At 67.9% G+C, this 22,125-nt stretch carries 17 protein-coding genes; 11 read left to right on the forward strand and 6 right to left on the reverse strand.

Annotation, left to right across the window (positions count from 1 at the left end):
- Positions 1 to 24 precede the first annotated feature (24 nt).
- From VD997_13515 to VD997_13525, 3 genes are all read right to left on the reverse strand, one after another.
- Positions 25 to 1,710, reverse strand: a complete 1,686-nt coding sequence (locus VD997_13515) for a hypothetical protein (protein HYE63009.1) — start codon at positions 1,708 to 1,710, stop codon at positions 25 to 27.
- A 414-nt stretch (positions 1,711 to 2,124) separates the two neighbouring features.
- A complete protein-coding gene (locus VD997_13520) occupies positions 2,125 to 2,640 on the reverse strand; it encodes a hypothetical protein (GenBank protein HYE63010.1) in 516 nt (171 codons plus the stop codon).
- 526 nt (positions 2,641 to 3,166) lie between these two features.
- Positions 3,167 to 3,979: an enoyl-ACP reductase gene (locus VD997_13525; protein ID HYE63011.1), complete on the reverse strand. Its 813-nt coding sequence runs from the start codon at positions 3,977 to 3,979 to the stop codon at positions 3,167 to 3,169.
- Positions 3,980 to 4,129: 150 nt separating this feature from the next.
- Between VD997_13525 and nadC the strand changes: the two genes are divergently transcribed.
- The 3 genes from nadC (at position 4,130) to VD997_13540 (ending at position 7,415) form a co-directional block, all read left to right on the forward strand.
- The gene (gene nadC / locus VD997_13530; GenBank protein ID HYE63012.1) at positions 4,130 to 5,212 is read left to right on the forward strand and encodes a carboxylating nicotinate-nucleotide diphosphorylase; all 1,083 of its coding nucleotides are present in this window, start codon (positions 4,130 to 4,132) and stop codon (positions 5,210 to 5,212) included.
- A gap of 113 nt (positions 5,213 to 5,325) precedes the next feature.
- Positions 5,326 to 6,168, forward strand: coding sequence for a biotin--[acetyl-CoA-carboxylase] ligase (locus VD997_13535; GenBank protein HYE63013.1), 843 nt, complete (start codon positions 5,326 to 5,328; stop codon positions 6,166 to 6,168).
- 125 nt (positions 6,169 to 6,293) lie between these two features.
- Positions 6,294 to 7,415, forward strand: coding sequence for a hypothetical protein (locus VD997_13540; GenBank protein ID HYE63014.1), 1,122 nt, complete (start codon positions 6,294 to 6,296; stop codon positions 7,413 to 7,415).
- 5 nt (positions 7,416 to 7,420) lie between these two features.
- On the opposite strand, the gene thpR is transcribed toward VD997_13540, so the two are convergent.
- Positions 7,421 to 7,945 (reverse strand): RNA 2',3'-cyclic phosphodiesterase, encoded by a 525-nt coding sequence (gene thpR, locus VD997_13545; protein HYE63015.1) that lies wholly within the window; start codon positions 7,943 to 7,945, stop codon positions 7,421 to 7,423.
- 179 nt (positions 7,946 to 8,124) lie between these two features.
- Between thpR and VD997_13550 the strand changes: the two genes are divergently transcribed.
- The 3 genes from VD997_13550 to VD997_13560 all read left to right on the forward strand — a co-directional run bounded on the left by VD997_13550 (position 8,125) and on the right by VD997_13560 (position 12,046).
- On the forward strand, positions 8,125 to 9,288 hold the full coding sequence (locus VD997_13550; GenBank protein HYE63016.1) for a DVUA0089 family protein: 1,164 nt from the start codon (positions 8,125 to 8,127) through the stop codon (positions 9,286 to 9,288).
- Between the two features lie 97 nt (positions 9,289 to 9,385).
- On the forward strand, positions 9,386 to 10,843 hold the full coding sequence (locus VD997_13555; protein ID HYE63017.1) for a radical SAM protein: 1,458 nt from the start codon (positions 9,386 to 9,388) through the stop codon (positions 10,841 to 10,843).
- 222 nt (positions 10,844 to 11,065) lie between these two features.
- Positions 11,066 to 12,046: a WD40 repeat domain-containing protein gene (locus VD997_13560; GenBank protein ID HYE63018.1), complete on the forward strand. Its 981-nt coding sequence runs from the start codon at positions 11,066 to 11,068 to the stop codon at positions 12,044 to 12,046.
- Between the two features lie 185 nt (positions 12,047 to 12,231).
- Here VD997_13560 and VD997_13565 read toward each other — a convergent pair whose 3' ends face one another.
- Both VD997_13565 and VD997_13570 read right to left on the reverse strand, forming a co-directional pair.
- Entirely contained in the window at positions 12,232 to 13,095 is an 864-nt protein-coding gene (locus tag VD997_13565; protein ID HYE63019.1) for an ABC transporter permease, read from the reverse strand.
- Positions 13,096 to 13,390: 295 nt separating this feature from the next.
- Positions 13,391 to 14,254: an OmpA family protein gene (locus VD997_13570; GenBank protein HYE63020.1), complete on the reverse strand. Its 864-nt coding sequence runs from the start codon at positions 14,252 to 14,254 to the stop codon at positions 13,391 to 13,393.
- 253 nt (positions 14,255 to 14,507) lie between these two features.
- Between VD997_13570 and VD997_13575 the strand changes: the two genes are divergently transcribed.
- The 5 genes from VD997_13575 to VD997_13595 all read left to right on the forward strand — a co-directional run bounded on the left by VD997_13575 (position 14,508) and on the right by VD997_13595 (position 21,805).
- Entirely contained in the window at positions 14,508 to 15,788 is a 1,281-nt protein-coding gene (locus VD997_13575) for an amidohydrolase family protein (GenBank protein ID HYE63021.1), read from the forward strand.
- Between the two features lie 202 nt (positions 15,789 to 15,990).
- A complete protein-coding gene (locus VD997_13580; GenBank protein HYE63022.1) occupies positions 15,991 to 18,591 on the forward strand; it encodes a hypothetical protein in 2,601 nt (866 codons plus the stop codon).
- An 88-nt stretch (positions 18,592 to 18,679) separates the two neighbouring features.
- The gene (gene ccsA, locus VD997_13585; protein HYE63023.1) at positions 18,680 to 20,464 is read left to right on the forward strand and encodes a cytochrome c biogenesis protein CcsA; all 1,785 of its coding nucleotides are present in this window, start codon (positions 18,680 to 18,682) and stop codon (positions 20,462 to 20,464) included.
- Positions 20,465 to 20,476: 12 nt separating this feature from the next.
- The gene (locus VD997_13590) at positions 20,477 to 21,157 is read left to right on the forward strand and encodes a DNA-3-methyladenine glycosylase (GenBank protein HYE63024.1); all 681 of its coding nucleotides are present in this window, start codon (positions 20,477 to 20,479) and stop codon (positions 21,155 to 21,157) included.
- Between the two features lie 252 nt (positions 21,158 to 21,409).
- The gene (locus VD997_13595) at positions 21,410 to 21,805 is read left to right on the forward strand and encodes a Minf_1886 family protein (protein ID HYE63025.1); all 396 of its coding nucleotides are present in this window, start codon (positions 21,410 to 21,412) and stop codon (positions 21,803 to 21,805) included.
- Positions 21,806 to 22,125 lie beyond the last annotated feature (320 nt).

Below are 22,125 nucleotides of genomic sequence, written 5' to 3' on the forward strand. Positions count from 1 at the left end.
GTGAGGGTTGGTCTGCCTTTGGGCCTACTCGGGGCTCGCTCGCTTGTCGTCGGGCTGGCCGAAGAGTTCGGGGTGGAGGTAGGTGCCCTGATGCTCGGGGAGCTTGTCGGTGACGTCGGCCATGGGGTGGGCGCGGACCCAGGCGTCGTTGCGGGTGGCGGTCACGGTCCAGGAGACCTTGCTGTTGGGCGTGCCGCCAGCGATCGTGAACTGGTTGTCCTTGACCTCCGCGGCGATGTGCAGCATGGGGCCGGGGGCGCCGATAGGCGTCAGCTGGTAGCGGAAGTCCTTGTTGATGTCCTCGAAGTAGTCGGGGAGCGTGACCACCGCGCGGCCATCGGCCTCGAGCTGCGCGTTGCCGGTGTAGACGTTGAAGGGCTGAGGGCCCTCGGCGCAGAAGTGGTTGATGTGCTTGCTCGCGGGGTGGCGCGGGTGATCGATGACGAAGCTCTTGGTGCCGCTGGCGCCGAAGCGGCCGTCGGCCCAGACGGCCCAGCCGGTGGGGCTGTTGGGGCTGCGGCCGTAGACGCCGTAGGCGTTGCCGCTGGCGGCGGAGTTGAAGCCGTAGACGGCGCGGCCGTCGGGGCTGGCGTTCTGTCCGAAGATGGAGTAGTTGGCGCCGGAGGTGGCGGTGGTGAAGCCGTAGACGCCTCGACCGGTGGTTGACGCGGACTGGCCCCATACGCCGTAGTTGAGGCCCGACAGGCTGCTGCCAAAGCCCAGCACGCCCAGGCCCGTGGGCGAGCGGGACTCGCCCCGCACGCCGTTGGGTGCGCCGGTCAGGGCGTCGGCCCTTCCGAGGACGGCGCTGCTGGTCGGGGAGCTCGAGATGCCAGTGACGCCTGAGCCGGACCCCGTGGCGGACTGCTGGAAACCCAGCACGCCGTTGGCATCGGGCGCGGTGGTGACGCCCTCGACTCCGCTGCCGAGCGAGCTCGCGCCAGTCGTTGCGCCGTAGACGCCGATGGAACCGCCGCTGCCCTGCACGCCGATCGAGCCGCCGACGCCGTAGACGCCGCGGCCCAGGCCGGACATGGCCTCGCCGAGCAGCCCGTAGCAGGCAAGGTCGTTGGTGTTGATGCCGCGCACGCCGGCACCGAGGCGCGCAGAGGAATGCGCCAGGATGGCATTGGACGTCTCGGTTGTCGACGTGTTCTCCACCCAGAGCACGCCGCCGCTGTTGCTGCCGCGGACCGTGAGTGGGTAGCTCGCGGTGCTGGTGCCGATGCCGACGTTGCCGGCGGTGTAGTACGCGGTGGAGCCGTTGAGGGTGAAGGGCGAGGCGCCGGCGGGGCCGGCTGGACCGCTGACGCCCTGAGCTCCTTGCGGCCCCTGAGCGCCGGCGACGCCCTGGGGACCTTGCGTCCCGGCGGCGCCCTGCGCGCCGGTTGCGCCCGTGACGCCTTGGGGGCCTTGGGGGCCGGTGGCCCCGATGGGGCCGGCGGGGCCCTGCGGGCCGGGGTTGCCGGAGAGGGCGAACATGGCGTAGGGCGCGGCGGCGATGCGCTGGCGGGGCGTGAGAGTTTCGCCGTTGACGATGATCTCGAGCCAGCGGGCGTCGCCGGTGAAGTGCGTGCTGCCGAAGTCAAGGTCGGCGGTGAAGCGGCCGGACTCGACCAGCTGCGCGGGGCGGTGGACGGTGGCGCCGATCTGCGCGCCGCCGGTGGGGGTTGGGAAGAGCCTGAACACGAAGGCCTGCGGGCCCTGCACCGGCAGGCCCGCGGCCTGAAGCTCGCCCTGGTAGGTGATGGAGGTGGTCAGGCCCTGAGCGAGCGCTGGGGCCGCGCCGCGGAAAGGACGAGCGCAAGGACAGCGAGGGTGCGGTGGAGGGGACGCATGGGGGCTCTTTTCAAAGGGCCCCCGGTGTGCGAGGCAGGTGCAGCACGGTACGGGTTTGAGGGAGAAGAGCAAGGGGAAAGTCGAGAGAAGGGTCGCCAGCCGGGGGGCGGCGGCGGGAGGCATTAGCGGGCCGCGCCGGTGACACGGCTGGGTCAACGGCTAGCCTGCTGGTGTGGCGCAAGCACCGTTTGGTGAACGGAGAGCTTTCACGCCACACCTGGGCGAAGCCTCCCAAAAAGAACTTCGGTGTTGCGACTGCGGAGCTGATTGGCAACTGGGCGAGCCTCAGCGCTTAGGGCCGAGAATCTCTTCGAGAATCGCTTCAGACTCGGCTGGATCAGGCGGGGGAGACCACTCGCAGTAGACAGGTGCGGGAAGCTCCTTCTTCGTGATGACTCTCGCACCCGCCTCCACCATGCGCGAGACGATGAAGTCCTGGAACGGAGCGCCGGCGTCCAGCCAGAGTGTGAGCCCGCCGGTGGGGACATGCACAGGGCACGCACTTCCCGCATGGAGTGGGTCCACCAGAACCACATACTCGTCCAGCTTGGTCCAGTGGTCAGCGAAGTCACGCAGGAGTTTCGTTTTTTCTTCGGCGTACTCGTGGCGCACCGTGATGATGTGATCCTCCAGCCTTTTGAGGGCGTCGGTTGAGCGCCGCAGGAACCGCATCACTCGGCATGCCCGACGTGCCACGGTCCGCATTTCTGCTCGGAACTCCCACGGGTCACCAGCAATGGGTTCCGGATCCCAGCCCCACGGCCATCGTCCCGCACAGGAGTCCGCCTCGTTGAGCGTCATGACCCCAACCGAAGGGACCTCGAGCGTCGCGACGATGTCTGTCCACAGCGGAGGAACCGAAGGTTGCTGATGGAGTTCGAGACTTAGCAGCGGTGATTCGAACCGCGCGGTAGTGGACGTGAGAAGGCGGAGCTCAAGCCCACAGCCGCGGAGAGAGGCTTGGAAGTTTGTCTGAATCACTCGCCGCCAGAGGTCTTCCGGAACAGCGGTGTAGGGTGCGCCGCGACGCAGGCGGTGCCAGCACCACCTGCGGGTGCTGCGAAACATCCACCGCGGAATGTCGAGGAGGAAGCTCAACGCGCCCAGTATGGGTCAGTGTGCGTTGTGGGTCAAAGGAGACTCGCGAGGCGGAGGACGACCCCTCCGGGGTCAAGATGATGCGCGGCTGGGAACCGGGGGTGTCGCTCGCGGACTCGCTCCGACCCCCGGCTACTCACGAGGAGGCCTACGGCCTCGAAGGCAGGGCAGCCGCGAAGCGCGGCTGCATCGCTCCCTTACGGTCGCGGTTCCTATTCGCGCGGTCCTATCAGCCGCCGATGATGTTGATCCCGCAGTCCACGTAGATGGTCTCGCCGGTGACGCCCTTGCTCAAATCAGAGCAGAGCCACACAGCGGTGTCGCCGACGTCCTGGCCTTCGACGTTGCGGCGGAGGGGTGCTTTCTGGGCGACGAGCTCGGGCATGGTGTCGGTGCCGCCGACGGCGGAGCTGGCGAGGGTGCGGAGGTAGCCGCCGGAGATGAGGTTGACGCGGATGCCGTCGGTCCCGAGCTCGCTGGCGAGGTAGCGGCCGGTGCACTCGAGCGCGGCCTTGGCGACGCCCATGACGTTGTAGCCGGGGACGACTTTTTCCGCGCCGTAGTAGGACATGCCGAGGATCGCGCCGCCCTTGCCGCCCTGCTTCTCCTTCGCCATCAGAGGGCGGGCCCGCTGGGCCATCGCGAGGAGGGTGTAGGCGGAGATGTCGATCGCGGAGAGGTACGCGGCCCGGGGCGTGGTCACGAACTTGCCGGGCTGGAGGAGGTCGCGGTCGGCGAAGGCGATCGAGTGGATCACGAAGTCCAGCCGCTCGAAGCTCTGGGCGTAGTCGCTGAAGACCTTGTCGAGCTGCTCGTCGCTGCCGGCGTCGAGGGGGCGGAGCCAGGGGTTGGTTTGACCAAGCTCGGTGAGGCCGCGGCGGGTGCGGTGCTCGTTGCGGTCGCCGGGGAGGTGGGTGAAGGCGCAGGTGGCGCCGTGCTCGATGAGCGACTTGGTGATGTGCCAGGCGTAGGAGCGGTCGTTGGCGATGCCGATGACGAGGCCGTGCTTGCCGCGCAGGAGTTCGCTTTTGGTGGGGGTCATGGGGAGTCCTTGATTGTGAGCGGGAGTTTAGGGTGTCCAAGTGGAGGAGTAGAGGAGTAGAGGAGTGGAGGAGAAGGGGCGGCCGGGTGATCGACGGTGAATGCACTCCTCTACTCCTCTTCTCCTCCACTCCTCCACTACCCTCCCGGCATGGACCCTGCCAAGCTCGTGACCCCCCACCACTCGCCGGATGGTCAGCCTGTGGCGCCGGCCGCGCCGGGTGTTGATCTGAACACGCTGCGGTTGCCGGAGCTGTACGCGGCGCTGGCGAAGACGGGGCTGGTGCGGCGGCTGCTGGAGATTGCGCGGGATGAGGATTTGGGGAGCGAGGAGTCGCCGTGGCATGGGCGGGCGCGGCTGAGCCCGGGGCAGAGCTGGGGCGGGGATATCACCACGGCGTCGTGTGTTGATCCGGCGCGGGTGGGGCATGCGCAGCTGGTGATGCGCGTGGGGGGCGTGGTCGCGGGGCTGGAGGTGATGGGCGACCTGCTGGACGTGTTCGCGCCGGGGTGCACGTTCGAGCCCTCGGCGGTGGATGGAACGCGGGTGTCGCCGGGGGCGGTGCTGGGGGTGCTCAAGGGGCCGCTGGATGAGATCCTTGAGCTCGAGCGGACGCTGCTGAACCTGCTGTCGCGGCTGTGCGGGGTGGCGACGAACACGGCGGTGTTTCATAGCGCGATGCTGGGTGGTGAGGGGAATGCGTCGAAGGTGCGGGCGAAGCTGTACGACACGCGGAAGACGACGCCGGGTTTGCGGGTGCTGGAGAAGTACGCCGTGCGGTGCGGGGGCGGGCACTGCCACCGCATGGGGCTGTACGACGCGCTGCTGATCAAGGACAACCACATCGCGGGCATGGGCGTGGTCAAGGCGCCGGAGCTGCCGGGGCTGGTGCTGAAGGCGGTGGAGAAGGCGCGCGAGCTCGCCCAAAGCGGAGGCCACTACCCGCCGGCGTTCGTCGAGGTGGAGGTGGACGACCTGGAGCAGCTGCGGGCGCTGCTGACCTTGCCGCGGGGGGTGGTGGACATTGTGCTGCTGGACAACATGGGGGTGGAGAAGCTGAGGGAGGCCGCGGCGCTGCGGGACCGGATGATGCCGGGGCTGCAGCTGGAAGCGAGCGGGGGCGTGTCGCTGACGACGATCCATTCGATCGCGCAGACGGGGGTGGAGCGGATCAGCGTCGGGGCGTTGACGCACGGGGCGGTGGGTGTGGATATTGGGCTGGACATCGAGTGAAGAAGGTCTCTCGCGGAGTTCGCGGAGGCGCGGAGAGGGATAAGAACGGAATCATCGCCTTCTGCTTCTCCGCGCCTCTGCGTCTCCGCGAGAAACACTGCCTTGGGTGACCCGTGGATGATGACCTCATAGGGCTGGCGGACCGTCTTGAGGACGCGATCACGTGCGAGAAGGTCGCGTGGTTTGCGCGTGTGGCGGTGGTGCGCGAGACGGGGAGCACGCAGGACTTCGCGCGGAGCTTCGCGAGCGGAAGGCCGGGGATCGTGGTGATCGCGGGGCGGCAGACGGGCGGGCGCGGGCGCCTTGGGCGCAAGTGGGCGGACACGAGCCACAAGGGCGTGGCGATGACGTTCGTGCTGGATTCGCGCGACCTGCCGGTGGAGCGGCTCTCGCTCGCGGCGGGGGTGGCGGCGTGCCGCGTGTGCGAGGCGGCGCTGGTGGGCGTTCCGGGCGTGGCGGACCCGCGCCGGCGCGTGGGGATCAAGTGGCCCAACGACGTGTGCGAGCGGCCGGCGGGGATCGGGGAGGGGCCGGGGCGGAAGCTGGCGGGGGTGTTGATCGAGCAGACGGGTGTGGCGGCGGGGGCTGAGCGCGGCGGGCTGTCGCTCATCGGGATCGGGATCAACGTGCTGCAGACGCGGGAGGACTGGGAAGAGGGGCTGGCGACGCGGGTGGCATCGCTGGCGGAGCTGGGGTCCACGTGGGGGCGGGCCGCGGTGGCGGAGCGGCTGATGGTGGAGCTGGACCGGGCCTTGCGGCTGAGCGAGAATGAGCTCGGCGAGATGTGGCGGCAGCGGGAGATGCTGATCGGACGGCGCGGGCGCTTCGTGAGCGATGGGCGCGAGTACGGCGGCGTGGTGGAGGCGATCGACCCGGGGAACTGCATCGTGCTGCGGGTGGAGAGCGGCGAGCAGGTGAGGTTGCCGGCGTTGGTGACGAGTGTGGTCAGGGAGTAGGTGATTTCCCATCTTTTCTCTTGAACCGAAACCGTGTCGAGTGCGCTGACTCTTGGATGAAGCCTGTCGCCCTTGTCATTGCGTCTGCTTGCCTCGTTGGAGCAGGTTGCACACACCAGATGCAAATGCCCGACGAGCAGTTGGTATGGCAGGTGCTGCCGGGTCCACCCGACACCGACGCGGGTGCAGCGGGTCGGTTTCAGAAGGTCTGTGACTTTGAGGTGCCGCGGGTTGATGGTTCTGAATACAGAATCGAGACCTGGGGTGCCGCGGTGGGCACGCGCTTCATGGGCGCGCCACTCGAACGCTGGACGCCTGGCGATGGAGTGAACCACAGGCAACCAGGCGTTGGGCTGTGGGACGTGAGCAGCGGTCGACTACTGGCATCGGTGCTCCCACCCGCCAGCCTCCCGGAGCAGATCGCTAGTAATCCGGGTTTCGCCGGCGTGAGCCATGACGGAATGCTGCTCGCGACCTATCGCGATCAGCACTTCCAGATCTGGAATCTTCGCACTGGCACAATGCTGAGCACCTTCAGGTTCGGGTTCCCGAGCATGTCTTACGAGACGTACGAGTACGAAGGGCGCACCTGCTACAACGTGTTTGGGTCACCCGAAAGGCCTGGCCCGGGCGAGTTTTCCGAAGACGGCCTGCGGTTCACCGCATGGATCACGAGCTGGAACTCGTGGGGTGTGTGGGATGTGACCTCGGGCCGCTACCTGAGAACAACTGATCGACCTGCACCGGATGCCAGGAATCCTTGGGAGTCCGACTGCGGCTGGGTCGAGCAAGACCGCCTGCTCCATACCGGGAAAGGCACGCGGGCACTGTTCAAGGACGGTGAGTTCGTGTCCCCTGGGGCCCTGCCGTTTTTCAACGCTGATTGCAGCTACGTCGCGCTGAGGCTTCAGCCTCAAGCCAGCATGCTCGACTTCGATCGCGATGTGACGCCCTCGCACATCCGAGTCTTCGACACGGCCACAGGACAGCTCCAGAACTGGTCGCACGTTGGCCGCGTACCCGGCTACTCGGAACAGATTCAGTTCATCGGGACGAAAACAGACTTGCTGCTCACGAGCAGCGATGCCACGGCGGTCATGGCTCGGATCGTCGATGTGAGCACTGGGCGTGAAACAGCGCGCCGCAAGCTCGGCAACCGCGGGTTTGTGGAACCTATCGGGGCAGAGCTCCTCCTCGCCGATACGGACGCTGGCACGTCGCTCTGGCGGATCGATCCGAACTGGTGATCACATCAGGCAAATTCGAACCGCGCCTCGACGTGGTGCTCGGCGCCTGAGGACTTGAGCACGCTGCGAACGAGGAGGACCTCAGTCACCGTGAACTCTGGGGCGGGGTTGAGGTGGCCCTTGACCTCGGGCTGTCGGGTGTCGCGGAATCTCGCGGTGGTCATGTGGGGGAGGTAGGGGCGGGACTTCTCCTTGTTGCGGGCCAGGCGCAGGGCGAGGCGGCGGTGGAGCTCGGAGATCGTGGGGTTGGGATCCAGGATCGCGGCGATCAGGTGCGGGCGGCGCGGGGGCATGGTCTGGAGGCGCTCGACGCGGAGCACGGCGGGCGGGAGGCCGGACACGGAGCGGGCGACGGACTCGCGGACGGTGTTCATATCGCGCGGATCGGTATCGCCGATGAACTGGAGGGTGAGGTGGAGCTGGTCCTGGGCGACGGGCTTAGCGCCGGGGATGTTGAGCGCGGCGGTGTGGGCGAGGAGGCTGGCCGCGAGGTCGGGGGGCGGGTACGCGGCGACGAAGAGGCGGAGCATGGTTGATTATGGAGGCTCGCGCAGCGCCGGCGTGAGGCCGGGTGGCCGTTTTGGTGCGGTTGATTTCATTGGAACGGCGCTGGGGGGTGAGGTAGGGTGCGACTTCCGCGGCAGCGCCGTGCGGCGCGTGATTTGCCCGGTTCGTTTCCAAGCTGGTCAACGAGAACGGGAGGATGCGCATGCGACTGACGGGGGCTGTGCTGTTGGCGGTGGGCGTGGGCTGCGGGATGGCGGCTGCGGCGGAGGCTTCGCCACGGGAGACGCTGTCGTTCACGAGCGCGTTCAGCGACGGAGGGGAGTTCTCGCCGGCGAACGCGGTGGAGACGCGGACGCTGGCCGGCGGGTACGGGGTGAGCAAGATCCGCGTGAGCGGGACGCTGACGGCGGTGAGCCCGTTCACGTACGCGAGCGAAGCGATTTTCAAGGTGACGCCGCCGGGGGCCGCGCCGTTCTACGTGCAGATGTCGGGGCTGCAGGATGTCTTCACATCGATCACGTTCGTGGATGTGGAGCTGTACCTGCCGGCGCCGCTGGCCCAGTCGGCGGGCGTGTGGGAGGTGCGTTTTTTTGAGACGTACGACGACGGCGGGCCGGACGCGGTGTGGGAGAGCCTGTCGGTGACCCTCGATGACGAGCCGCCGGGGTACATCGAGCAGGGCGATGCGGGCAGCACGCCGGCGACGGCGGCGCTGCCGGTGGGCTCGGGGCCGATGACGACGATCATCGGGTCGGTGGATGGGGATGAGGACCTGTACCGCATCGAGGTGTGCGACCCGGCTGCGTTCGTGGCGAGCACGGTCAATGGCACGGCACTGGACACGCGCCTGTTCCTGTTCAATGAGAGCGGGCAGGGGGTGCTGTTCAACGACGATTACGCGCCGACGTTCGATGAGTACTACTTCCAGTCTCGGCTGCACAATACCGGCACACTGGCCGCGGGGGTGTACTACCTGGGGGTGACGGTGTACGCGCGGATGGCGGTGGACGACGCGTTGATGCCGCTGTGGAACGAGACGCCGTACGAGGAGGTGCGCTCGCCCGACGGGCCCGGGGCGGGGGGCGCGCTGGCGGATTGGAGCGGCACGCCGTTTGACGGCGGTGGGGACTACATCGTCATCCTGAGCGGGGTGTGCTACGCGGGCCTGGGGTGCGGGCCGCAGGACTTTGACGGCGACGGGGACATCGGCACCGACGCCGATATCGAGGCGTTCTTCAGGTGCCTGGGCGGGAACTGCTGCCCGACCTGCTGGCCCGGCGGGGCGGACTTCAATGGCGACGGGGACATCGGGATGGACGCGGATATTGAGGCGTTCTTCCGGGTGCTGGGGGGCTCGGCCTGCTGAGGGAGAATTGACGGCGTGACGGAGGGAGGGAGTTGGCTCCGGCTGGGCGACGAGGCCGCTATAGTTTCAATAATCCTTGAAACTTCGCGGAGGAGCCTTGCCCTACACGCCCCCAGTCCAGCTTGAGCACCTGTCCGGCCTTGATGAGGGGCTTTTGGCCGCGGTGGTGCGGGGAGAGGCGCGGCTGACGCCCGGGCAGGCGCTGGAGCTGATGCGGGGGATGCCGCTGCCGGGGCTCGGGCGGTACGCGGATGCGCAGTGCCGGCGGGTGCACGGGGATGGGCTGCGCACGTATGTGATCGATCGGAACATCAACTACACCAACGTGTGCACGGCCAAGTGCACGTTCTGCGCCTTCCGGCGCGACGGGGATGACACCGACGCGTACACGCTGGAGCACGGGAAGATCCTGGAGAAGATCGGCGAGCTGGTGGCGATCGGGGGCACGCAGATCCTGATGCAGGGCGGGATGAACCCCGACCTGCCGCTGGACTGGTACCTGAAGCTGCTGCGGACGATCAAGGAGACGTACCCGCAGGTGCATGTGCACGCGTTCAGCCCGCCGGAGTTCGTGGAGTTCGTGCACTTCTTCAAGCCGCCGGGGGCGACCTTCGAGGACAAGGTGCGGTGGGTGATGGTGCGGCTGCGGGAGGCGGGGCTGGATTCGCTGCCGGGGGGGGGCGGGGAGATCTTCGCGCCGGCGGTGCGGCGCAAGATCGGGCTCGGCAAGTGCGACGCGGAGAGCTGGCTGACCACGATGTATGTGGCGCACACGCTGGGGATGTTCACGAGCGCGACGATGATGTTCGGGCATGTGGAGGGGTACGCGGACCGAGTGCACCACATGATGCTGGTGCGGGAGTGGCAGGACCGGGCGCTGGCGATGTCGGATGTCGGAAGTCGGATGTCGGAGAAGCGGAACGGCGCGACGGGGCACTACACGGCGTTTATCTCGTGGCCGTTCCAGCGGGAAAACACGCCGCTGGGGCGGGTGCCGGACTGGGGGCGGGACCCGAAGGAGCTCGAGATGGAGTTCCCGGGGGATGTGATCGCGCGGGGTGGTGAGTTTCCGGCGGGGCAGCGGGCCGCGGACGAGTTTGACTACGACACGATCGATCGCGGGAGGTACCCGACGGCGCACCTGTTCGGCAAGCGGGTGCGGATGTCGGGGGCGAGCGATTACCTGCGGACGCAGGCCGTGTCGCGGCTGTTCCTGGACAACATCTACTCGATCGGGGCGAGCTGGGTGACGATGGGGCCGCACGTGGGGCAGGTGGCGCTGGCGTACGGCGCGAACGACATGGGCAGCGTGATGATGGAGGAGAACGTGGTGTCCAGCGCGGGCACGACGTACTGCCTGGATGAGGCGCTGCTGTGCCGGTTGATCCGCGATGCCGGGTTCCTGCCGGCGCAGCGGGACAACTACTACGACGTGCTGCGCGTGCACGACGGGCCGGAGTCCCCGGACCTGAGCGTGACCGACTGGTCGCTGCACCGGGCGAAGAAGACGCACCAGCAGGCACCGCGGGCGGCGAAGCTGACGGTGTCGCGGTAAAGCGGAAACCGGAAACCGGAATCCGGAAACCGGAAAGCGGAGAGCGGAGAGCGGTGCCTGCGGTGGGCGGTAGTTGACCATTGAGACGCAGCAAAGGAAATTGTGTGAAGCCCGCGTAAGTGCGCGCGGTGGTTCGCGATTGGTCTTCTGAGGAGACCTCAGGGACGGGCGGTGGCGTGTGGCCGCGGCGTGGTCCTGGGGATTGACGACAGGAGACAAGACATGGACCGTGGCATCATTCTGGGCGTGGCGTTGGGCGTGGCGGCAGCGGTTGGGTTTGCGGGCGATGCGCTGGCGGGCGGGTCGTTCCCCGGCAACCCGCTGGACATGTACGTGACCAGCGACACGGCCAACGAGGTCTACCAGTACGAGCGGAGCAGCCCGTGGAGCTACGTGCCCGGGGCGTACTCGGGCATTGCCAAGCCGCAGGTGTTCAGCAACCAGTCGCAGTTCAGCCCCTCGATGGCGATGTACCTGGGGTGCGTGGCGGGGCCGAACCAGAACTTCTGGATCGGCGGGTTCAGCGGGCTGACGCAGATCCACTCGACCACGGGCGCGAACGTGAGCAGCATGGGCGGTGGCACGCGGATCGGGCCGGCGACGGCGCCCAACGGGAACGTGGTGGTGGGCGGGCCCACGGGTGTGGAGGAGTACGACTCCACCAGCGGCGCGTTCGTCTGCACCGTGAATGGCTACGGCGACGGTTACAACATGTTCGCGTTCAGCGGGAACACGATGTACACCACGCAGTGGTCGGGCGGGAGCTCGTCGACGGTGAAGGTGTTCGACTTTGTCACGGGGTCACAGATCGGGGCCGACATCAGTGTGCCCTTCGCGGCCCAGAAGCTGGCGATCGGTCCGGACGGGGCGCTGTACGCGTCGGCCCTGTACACCAGCCCCGCGTTCGAGGGCGTCTACCGGTGGAACGGGTCGGCGTGGGGCGTGTTCGCCAGCTCGCTGGCGCAGAGCGGCACGGGGCCGCACGGCTTCGCGTGGGACCCGGTGAGCCTGGACCTGTACATGGCGTTCCAGACCGGCGAGATCCATCGCTACGACGGGCTGACGGGGGCGTACCTCAACACCATCGACACGGTGCAGACGAAGCTGACGGACATCTTCTTCAAGCGCACGGTGCCGACGCCGGGTGCGGTGGGGCTGCTGTGCGCGGGCGGGCTGCTGGTGGGCTCGCGCCGGCGCCGGTGAGCGACTGACAGAGTGACCCTGATCACGACCCATGATCACACACGCAACGGGTGGGCCCGCGGGAGCGGGCTTGCTCGTTTTAGGGGCCAGCGCGCTGGTGCGCAACTGCCAACCCGGGACTTCGCCCAGAGCGGCTCAGTCCCGGCGTCGTGGGGAAGCGGCTCAGTCGCGGCATCGGGGGAAACTCAGCTGAAGACCGAGTCGACGCCGCCGTGGATCATGAAGTCGATGTCGTTGAGGACCTTGGCCAGGACCAGCGACATCAGGATGATGGTGAGGAAGCTGGTGACGAAGGACTCGGTGGTGGCCTCGCCCACGCCCTCGGCGCCGGGGCGGCAGGAGAAGCCCTTGTAGCAGGAGATGAGGCCGATACCGGCGCCGAAGAACACGGCCTTGATGAGGCCGCTGAAGACGTCGTAGGTGTTGACGATGTTGGCGCTGTTGCGCCAGTAGAGCGTGGCGTCGGTGGTGTAGAACTGGGTGGTGATGAGCCAGCCGCCGAGCACGCCGCAGAGGTTGCTGACGACGGTGAGCGGTGGGATCATCACGACGCACGCGACGAAGCGCGGCACGACGAGCACCTTGATGGGGTCGCTGCCCATGGCGCGCATGGCGTCGAGCTGCTCGGTGACCTTCATGGAGCCCAGCTCGGCGGTGAGGGAGCAGCCGACGCGCCCCGCGAGCATGACGGCGGCGAGCACAGGGCCGATCTGCTTGACCACCGAGAGGTTGATGACGCCGCCAAGGCGGGCTTCCTGGCCGATGGACTGGAACTGGCGGTAGCCCTCGAAGGCGAGGATCATGCCGATGAAGCCGCCGGTGATGGCGAGGACGGGGATAGAGGTTGTGCCGACGAAGTAGAGCTGACGCCAGAGGCGGTCGCGCCGGTTCCAGGTCCGCACGGCGGAGAGGCCGCGGAAGGTGTGGAGCATGAAGCGGGTGAACTGGCCGAAGGCGACGACGGCGTGGAGGATGCCGTGCCCGAGGCGTGCAACGCCGGAGACGGGCGTCATCCAGTTGGGTGTGGGCACGCGGTCGGGGTTCGACATCGGGGAGAGGGTAGACCGGGGGAGGGGGAGGGGTCTCTCGCGGAGGACGCGGAGGCGCGGGGAGGGGCCAAGGCAAAGGCGGGTGGAAGAGAGGCATCAAGGCATCGGGCATCAAGGCATCAAGTCCTGCTCCGCGTCTCCGCGTCTCCGCGAGAACAATCACACCGAGATGAGGACATCTCGGTGGCACGGCACGAACACAGAAGGCCCGCGGTACTCGGGGGAGTGCCGCGGGCCTTCGTGTTCTCGAAAACTCGATTCGGTGTCGGGCGGTCGCCCGGGCTGCTTGATCGGGTTACTTGGTGATGTCGATGTCGTCGTTCACGTTGGTGGTCTTGGTGGGCTCGGTGCTGGGGGACTCGGCGACGGGGGCGGAGTCCTGGGTGCCGGTGCCGCGGCCGCGGGCGAGGAAGATCTCGACGCGACGGTTGGCGGGGGTGTTGCCATTGCCGGTGTTGGCGACGAGGGGGCGGAACTCGCCCCAGCCGGCGGCGAGGATGCGGTCGTTGGCGACGCCGAGCTTGGCCAGCTCGCCGGTCACGCTGATGGCGCGGTGGGCGGAGAGGTGGCGGTTGGTGCGGTGGCGCTGGGCGGTGTTGGCGCTCAGGCGCTGGCTGTCGGTGTGGCCCTCGATGACGACCTCATAGCCGCTCGCGGCGGAGGAGTTGAGGATCTGCGACAGGGCGGCGATGGCCTCTTTCGCGTTCTCCTTCACGGCGTCGGAGCCGCTGTCGAAGGTGAGGTCGGAGGCGAAGCGGAGCATGCCGCGGGCGGAGTCGTACTTAATCAAGTTGGGGTACTGCGCGGCCAGGGCGGTCAGCGCGGCGTCGGTGTCGGCGTTGACGGGGCCGAAGTCGAACTTGGCCATCTTGCCGTTGAGCTCGTTGAGGTCGGCGAGGGCCTTGTCGAGCTGGGCGCGGAGGGCCGCGTTCTGGCGCTGAAGGGCGGCGACGGTGGTCTCGCCGCTCATGCCGTTCTTCTGGAGGAGGAGCTTGGCCTGGCGCTCTTCCTCGAGTTGGCGGGCGAGGTCCTTGTTCTGGGAGGTGAGGGAGGCGTTGACCTCGTAGAGGCGGTCGTACTCGCCCTGGCCGACGCAGCCGCCGAGGAGGGAGGTGAGGGCGAGGGGGATGGTGAGGAGGGTGAGGCGACGGACGTTCATGATGGACTCCCTTCGAGGTGCAGGACTGTTTGCTGTGGCGCGCCGTTCCGATGGCGCGTTGGCTCCGGGTTGGCGGGCGAGCGCAAAAGTTGCCCGACCGATTGGGGCGGCATGGTACAGACCGGTGTGAGCGCGTGGCGACGTACCGTTGCGGCGCGGACTACCCGACCCGTTATGCACACCCCGTGCTAAAGATCGGAGAGGCGGAGGGCTTGGCGTGAAATCGGGGGCTGGAAAAGCTGTCGGTTTGGTCGTGCGCATCGACGGGGCGCGGGTGGTGGATGCGCGCAACGTGGACGCGTCGCCGGGGTCGGTGCTGGTGCGGTTCGAGGGGGAGGTGTCGGAGGTCGAGGGGCGGCTGGAGGGGCGGGGGTTCGTGGTGGCGGCGGGGGAGAGCGCAGAAGTTGCGCGGCACCCGCTGAATGCGGGGGCGCGGGTGGTGGACCGGCGCGGGTGCCTGCTGATCCCGGGGCTGGTGAACGCGCACACGCACCTGGACCTGACGCACATCGGGCCGATGCCGCATGACCCTGATGGCGGCTTCCGGGGGTTTGTGGATGCGGTGCGGCGGGGGCGGCGGGTGGACGACGAGGGGATCGCGGCCAGTATGCGGGAGGGTGCGGCGATGTCGCTGGCGGGCGGCGTGGTGGCGGTCGGTGATATCGCGGGGGCGCCGATGGGGCGGCCGTCGCTGGCGGCGTGGCGGGCGCTGCGGGAGGTGTTCTCGGTGGGGGTGAGCTTCTTGGAGTTCTTCGCGATCGGTAGGGGGATGGAGCCGGCGCGGGAGAGGCTCGCGACGCTGGTGCGCGAGAACCGCGGCGAGATCGAGCGGCTGGGAGGGATGGGTGTGAGGCTTGGGGTGCAGCCGCACGCCCCCACCACTGTCGACCGGCGGGTGTACGAGTGGGTGCTGTCGTCGCACGAGTTTCAAGGGTGGCCGGTGTCGACGCACCTGGCGGAGACGATGGACGAGCGCGAGTTTGTGGCAAGGGGGACGGGGCCCCAGCGGGAGTTTCTGGAGGGGCTGGGGTTGTGGTCGGACGAGATTCTCGAGGAGGTCGGGCGTGGAGACTCGCCGGTGCAGCATCTGGCGGGAGCACTCGGGCGGCGGCGGTTCGTGTGTGCGCACCTGAACGACGTGTCGGACGCGGACATCGAGGTGTTGGCGCGGATGGGTACGAGCGTGGCGTACTGCCCGCGGGCGTCGGAGTACTTCGGGGCCGAGCGTGTGTTCGGCCCCCACCGCTACCGCGACATGATGGCGGCGGGTGTGAACGTGTGCCTGGGGACGGACTCGGTGATCAACCTGCCGGCGGGGACGTCGCGAGTTTCGACGTGGGGTGAGGTGGTGCGGTTGGTGGAGCGGGATGGGTTGACGCTGCGCGAGGGGCTGGCGATGTGCACGGTGAATGGGGCGCGGGCGCTTGGGATCGACGAGGGGATGTTTGGGTTTGCGCCCGGAGGTGGAGGGTTTGGTGGGTTGGTGGCGGTGGGTGACGAGGGGGGGACGGAGTTGGTGTATCGGTGGAGGTGAAGGGGAGAAAACCCTCGCTGGCGCGTCGGGCTCGTTGAGTCGGGCTCGTTGGAGCCAAGTGGCTATAGGTGGAAGTAGCCCCCTTGGTGGGGCGGAGTGGGCGTGAGGGTTCGCATAAGGTTGGATGAGAGGCTCAGGCTGGCGTGATCCCCCGCACGGGCGGGACGCCTGTGCCGCCAAGACCTTGTGACCAAGAGCCCTGATGAGCGATAAAGCGCGCCGGAGCAATGCGTGGGACGAGCGGCACCTGAGGGGGCCGTGGCTGTGGCCGGTGAAGGCGGTCGTGAAGGCGCTGAGCTCGATCACGCTGGCGGTGATTCTGCTGGTGTTCGTGGTGCTGTACGGGATTTCGGCGAGCGTGCCGGTCGGGCTGCTGGCGCTCGCGCCTACGTGGCTGGTGTATGCACTGGTGTTCGTGCTGATCGTGGGCGGGATGGGGGCGCTGGGTGCGTGGGGTGTGGCGAGGGCGCTGGGCGGGGCTGGGCGGGGGACGCGGTTTGTCGCTGCTTTCGCGGCCATGCTGGTGCTGGCGGGCGTGGGCGTGTGGGTGTGGGTGACGAACGTGTGGCCGCGGCTGCGGTATGACGAGGTGACGCACACCGGGCTGCGGTTCTTCGCGGGCTTCGTGGAGGCGAACAGGGCGATCACGCTGCGGCGGCTGCCGGGCGTAGAGATGACGGAGCTGGAGTACTACGCCGCGTGGCCGCTACGGTGGGCGCTGCTGCTGTTCGTGCTGAACATGGTGGTGGCGACGGTGCGGCGGATCGAGTTCACGTTCAAGAACATCGGCGTGCTGACGGTGCACACGGGCATCGTGATCATGGCGCTGGGGAGCGTGTACTACGCGGGGCTGAAGCAGGAGGGGGACACGCTGCTGCTGGCGGGGCAGCCGGACCCGCACACGGGGCGGCCCAGCCCCGGGCCGATCCAGGACGTGTTCTACGACAACACGCGGGTGGCGCTGTTCGTGAACCCCAAGCGGATGGGGTGGGAGCAGCGGCTCGTCAATGGGCTGCCGCGGTACAACGACTACAACCTGGGGGCGGGGCGGGGCGAGCTGGCCAGCGGCGTGGCGCGCTGGAAGAAGGACGCGGTGCCGGAGTCGCTGCCGGCGCTGGCGATCGAGCCGGAGGCGACGCCCACGACGATGGTGGATAGCGACGTGTCGCTGAAGATCGTGGGGTACGCGTCGTACGCGGAGGAGGAGAGCGACTACGCGCGGGTGGAGGTGCCCCAGGGGAGTACCGAGATGAAGACATCTCGGTGGCACGACGGATCAAAGTCGCACGAGCCGCTGCGGTTCGTGTTCCTGCACTCGCAGCTGGAGGATGAACAGGGGCGGGTGTCGGATGAGCCGGTGGTGTCGTTCGTGATGCCGCCCTTGAGCGCGAAGGACCGCGAGAGCGGCAACGACGTGTTCTCGCTGGAGTACACCTTTGGCGAATCGGGCGGGATGCCGGAATCGCGCTGGCGTGACCTGTCGGAGCCGCTGCCGGCGGGCACGCAGCACGCGCTGGTAATCGAGGTGCCGGGGAAGGACGGGGCGCCCTCGCACCGCGAGGTGGTGCCGGTCGCGAACGGCTCGGCCTTCGATGTCGGCAAGACCGGGTACCGCGTCGCGGTGAAGGAGCTGCTGCCCACCCCGCCGTTCCCGATCATCACCGAGGGGTACAAGGGGGCGGACAGTTCGGTGGCGGTGGTGACGGTGACGACGCCCACGGGCGAGAGTTTCGAGCGGTACGTGTACCACCGGTTCCCCGCGATCAACCAGGACATGCTGAGCGAGCGGCGGGCCAACGGGCAGCCGGTGCGGCGGGACGCGGACCCCGCGATCCGTATGGGGCTGATCGAGTGCGACCGCATCTACGTGTACATCGATGAGAGCGGGGGGAAGACGCGGGCGATCGTGCGGCAGAAGGGCGGCCTTGTAAAAGTCACCGAGTCGCTGGCGCCCGGGCAGCGGCTGGACATGGTGGAGAAGGTGCAGCTGCGGATCGGCGAGAAGTGGGACGCGGCCCGCAGGGTCGAGCTGCCCAAGGTAGTGCCGCCAGAGAAGCGCGAGAAGGAGTCGGTGGGCACGCACGACCGCGCGATGGTGGGCGTGGAAGTCGCGGCCAGCATCGGGGGGCGGCCCTGGTCGCAGGTGCAGTGGTTGCCGTTCACGCGGTACATGAGCCTGATGCAGGGCGGCGAGCGCGAGGTGGTGCTTCCGGACGGGCGGGTGTACGGGCTTGCGATCGGGCGGCTGCAGCGGCCGCTGCCGGGCTTTGGCCTGCGGCTGCTGGACTTTGAGATGATCGCGTACGACCACCGCGGGGCGCCGCGGGATTACCAGTCAATCGTGCGGGTGATGCCGGCGGGCGGGTCGGGGTTCGAGGTGTTCGACCACGTGACCAAGCTGAACGAGCCGCTGCAGGCGCCGTTCCACTGGGACGACGGCAAGAGCTTCTTCGCGAACCTGCCGGGGCGGCTGGTGGCGGGCATGAGCCCCTTCCAGTTCAAGTTCAGCCAGAGCGGGTGGGACCAGCAGGGGTGGCAGCGGACGCAGAAGATGGCGGATGCGGGACAGCTGCCGCGGGCGTTCGCGAGCTTCACGATTCTGCACGTGGGCAACAACCCCGGCATCCACCTGATTGCGCTTGGCGGAATCATGATGGGGGTTGGGATCCCGTGGGCGTTCTATGTGAAGCCGTGGCTGGTGCGGCGGGAGAAGCGGCGGATTCAGGAGATGGTGGCGGCGGGGACGTGGCGGAAGCCGGAAGCCGGAAAGCGGAAACCGGAAGTGGAGACGGCGGGCGTCTAGAGCTAAATGGCAAAGGGCAAATTGGCAAATGGCAAATCAGAGGAAGACAGCGTGGCTGGTGATGGCGTTCGTATTTGCCCTTTGCCATTTGCCCTTTGCGAATTTCGCCGCGGCGCAGCTGGCGCCGGCGGGCAACGCGCACCCGCAGACGCGGCTGGTGGGTGAGGGGGAGGGGATCAGCAACCCGTTCGGGGCGAGCAACAGCGACCCGACGAAGGTGCCCACGCAGCACCAGAAGGCGGAGTTCGCGGCGAAGGTGGACCTGGAGTCGCTGCGGGACTTGGCCGTGCTGCACAACGGACGGGTGAAGGTGCTGGACACGCTGGCGCGGGAGACAGTGTTCAAGTTGACGGGCAAGCGGCGGTTCGTGGAGCGGCCGGCGGCGATCAACACGGCGAGCCCGGGGCCTGGTGGAGCCCCGACGGTCGGGCAGGTGATCTTCGAGAAGGTGAAGTACGACCCGCTGTTCACGCTCTTGGATTTGAGCATTGATCCGCAGTACTACGTGGACAAGCCGATCATCGGGATCGACTACCTGAACCTGCGGCGGGAGCTGCTGGAGGCCGCGTTCCCGGGGGATGAGGAGAAGGTCAAGCACGAGCTGAAGGCGGGTGGCGTGTCGCCGCTGATCATCAACGCGCACGCGGGGAAGGTGGCGAGCAAGCACCCCGGCGAGGAGCAGTGGGCGCGGGCCCTGGGCGAGATGGACCAGGCGATCGGGCTGTACGTGGGGGCTTCGCGGAACTGGGATGTGGTGGCACCGGCGTCGAAGGACCAGGCGTGGGTGCACCTGTCGCGGCTGCCGGAGGATGCGCCGGCCCGCAAGGCGGCGCTGGCGCTGGGGGCGGCGTGGCGCGGGCTGGACGCCGCCGCGGCCAACGCGGCCATCGCGACGCTCGCGGCCGAGTTGCCGAAGATCAACGCGGAGGTCTACCCCGGCGGGCGCCGCTCGCTCGAGCTCACGTACAACAAGGCGAACGCGTTCGAGTGGGGGTTCTGGGCGTACTGCGTGTCGCTGGTGGCGCTGCTGCTGGCGTTCGGCACGGGGCGGAAGTGGCTGGCGGTGGCGGGCTCGGCGCTGCTGGTGGGGGCGGTCGGGCTGCACGCGTTCGGGTTCATCACGCGGTGCATCATCGCGGAGCGGTTCGCAATCCAGAACCAGTTCGAGTCGATGACGGGCGTGTCGCTGTTCGCCGCGGCGTTGGGGCTGGTGGTGATGCTGGTGCGGCGGCAGTGGCTGTTCGGCGCGGCCGCGGCGGCGGTGGGGTTCATGGTGCTGATCACCGCGACGCAGGCGGGGATTCCCGGACAGCACATCGAGCGCGAGGCGGCGATCCTGAACACGAGCGTGCTGCTGAAGTACCACGTGACGACGGTGCTGGTGTCGTATGGATTGATTGCGCTGGGGTTCGTGTGCTCGTTGTTTTATCTGGGGGCGCACTACTTCGGGAGCAGGGCGGGCTCGGCGCAACTGGCGTCCGGCACTGGCGGGCGAGCCGCCAGTGGCACGCCTGTCGTGGCCGCTGTGGCTGTGGGCGACTCCCCCACTGTTCCCCGCGCAAAGCTGCTCCAGGACCTCGACACCGCCCAGATGATCGTGCTGCAGCTGGCGTTCTGGACGCTGGGCGTGGGCATCCTGCTCGGCGCGTGGTGGGCGGACCACTCGTGGGGGCGGTGGTGGGCGTTTGACCCCAAGGAGACGTGGGCGCTGCTGACGTGGATCATCTACCTGATCGTGATCCACGTGCGCGTGGCCGCGCCGGCGAAGAAGGGGCTGACCACGGCGTGGCTTTCGGTGGTGGGCTTTATCGTGATGCTGTGGACGTACTTCGGCGTGAATCTGCTGCTGCCGGGGCTGCACGCGTACGCCTAAGGAAAGTCGGAAGTGGGAAGTCGGAAGTCGGAGTCAGAACGGCTCCCCCGCGAGTTCTACCTCGTGGACGCGGCCACGCTGGCGCAGCGGCTCATTGGGCAGCGGCTGGTGCGCGCGCTCGAGGACGGCACGCGGGCGGCGGGCGTCATAGTCGAAACCGAGGCGTATCTGGGCGTGAAGGACAAGGCCGCGCACACCTTCGGCGGGCGGCGCACGGCCCGGAACGAGTCGATGTACGCCATCGGCGGCACGGCCTACGTGTACTTCACCTACGGCATGCACTTCTGCATGAACGTGGTTGCGAGCGAGGCGGGGGACCCTGTTGCGGTGCTGCTGCGGGCGCTTGAGCCGGTGGAGGGCGTCCAAGCGATGCGTGCTCTGCGCACGCACCGCCCCCGCAAGACGCCGCTCAAGGAAAAGGACCTGTGCAGCGGGCCGGGGCGGTTGTGCGAGGCCCTCGCGATCGGGCGCGACCTCAATGGCGAAGACCTCACCACCAGCCGCCGGATGTGGATCGAGGGTGGAAAGACGTACACGGCCCGCGATCTCGTGCGGACCACCCGCGTCGGGATCGCCTCGGCGGAGGAGTGGGTCGACCGCCCGCTGCGGTGGTACGTGCGGGGGAACGTGCACGTGAGCGTCGATGCGAAGGAGGTTTCTCGCGGAGACGCGGGGGCGCGGAGAAAGGCTTAGGAGCCGTTCGTCCTCGGTTCAGGATCCCGACTTTGCTCCTCCGCGCCTCCGCGTCTCCGCGAGAGATTGGAAGTCAAGTTCAAGGCCGCCGCTGGCCGAATCAGGGGAGCGCCGGGCGAGGTGGTTATGGGGTGCTTGGCGGATGCCGCGGCGGGCGGTACCTTCCTAGACTGTGCTGGTGAGAAGCGGCTGAGCCAGGGCTGACCGGCTTGGCCGAGTGGACGAGAGACACGGACCCAGAGGAGACGCAGGGTGTCCGATCAGTTCATGCAGGATTGGAAGTTCCTCCGCGACAAGGCCGGGCCTTTCCCGCCGCAGGCGTACCAGTTCGTCCGCGAGGGGCTGGCCCACACCGTCAAGTCGATCCACGGCGACGCCCCGTCCATGATGCACGACGAGGAAGGCCGGCACGTCAGCGGGCAGCAGCTGTGCCTGGGCCTGCGCGACTTCGCCCTCAAGCAGTACGGGCGCCTCGCCAAGATGGTGCTCGCGAGCTGGAACATCACCGAGACGGGCGACTTTGGCCGCATCGTCTTCGCGATGATCGACGCGGGGCTCATGCGCAAGACCGAGGAGGACACCATGGAAGACTTCCAGGGCGTGTTCGACTTCGATGAGGCGTTTGGGGACCTCTCGGTGAAGGGGTAGGGCGGCAGCGAGACAGCGAAACAGCGAGACAGGGCTCCGGGATTCCGGGGCCTTTTTCGTTTCCCGCGCGAAACGGAAGGCATCTCACCGCAGAGCACGCAGAGAGCGCTGAGCGGAAACGGGCGAGTTCCTTCTCAGTTCCGCGTCACTCCGCTCCTCTCCGCAAACTCCGCGTTCGGCTTCAAGGCATGAAACGCGGATCGCGCGGAGGGGAGCGGAGTTATCCGGACTTGCCTCTGCGTGCTCTGCGATCTCTGCGGTTCAATGCCTTCAAGGAGCATCGTGGGTGGTCGCTTGAGGCCACGTGTCCGGCTTCGTCG

The organism is Phycisphaerales bacterium (genome assembly GCA_035627955.1).
Taxonomy (GTDB): domain Bacteria; phylum Planctomycetota; class Phycisphaerae; order Phycisphaerales; family UBA1924; genus JAEYTB01.

Coding starts and splice junctions, on each gene's coding strand:
- VD997_13550 (HYE63016.1), top strand. CDS start 8,125: ATGCGACTGACGGGGGCTGTGCTGTTGGCGGTGGGCGTGGGCTGCGGG.
- VD997_13560 (HYE63018.1), top strand. CDS start 11,066: ATGGACCGTGGCATCATTCTGGGCGTGGCGTTGGGCGTGGCGGCAGCG.
- VD997_13540 (HYE63014.1), top strand. CDS start 6,294: ATGCCCGACGAGCAGTTGGTATGGCAGGTGCTGCCGGGTCCACCCGAC.
- VD997_13565 (HYE63019.1), bottom strand. CDS start 13,095: ATGTCGAACCCCGACCGCGTGCCCACACCCAACTGGATGACGCCCGTC.
- VD997_13520 (HYE63010.1), bottom strand. CDS start 2,640: ATGACGCTCAACGAGGCGGACTCCTGTGCGGGACGATGGCCGTGGGGC.
- thpR (HYE63015.1), bottom strand. CDS start 7,945: ATGCTCCGCCTCTTCGTCGCCGCGTACCCGCCCCCCGACCTCGCGGCC.
- VD997_13570 (HYE63020.1), bottom strand. CDS start 14,254: ATGAACGTCCGTCGCCTCACCCTCCTCACCATCCCCCTCGCCCTCACC.
- VD997_13525 (HYE63011.1), bottom strand. CDS start 3,979: ATGACCCCCACCAAAAGCGAACTCCTGCGCGGCAAGCACGGCCTCGTC.
- VD997_13580 (HYE63022.1), top strand. CDS start 15,991: ATGAGCGATAAAGCGCGCCGGAGCAATGCGTGGGACGAGCGGCACCTG.
- nadC (HYE63012.1), top strand. CDS start 4,130: ATGGACCCTGCCAAGCTCGTGACCCCCCACCACTCGCCGGATGGTCAG.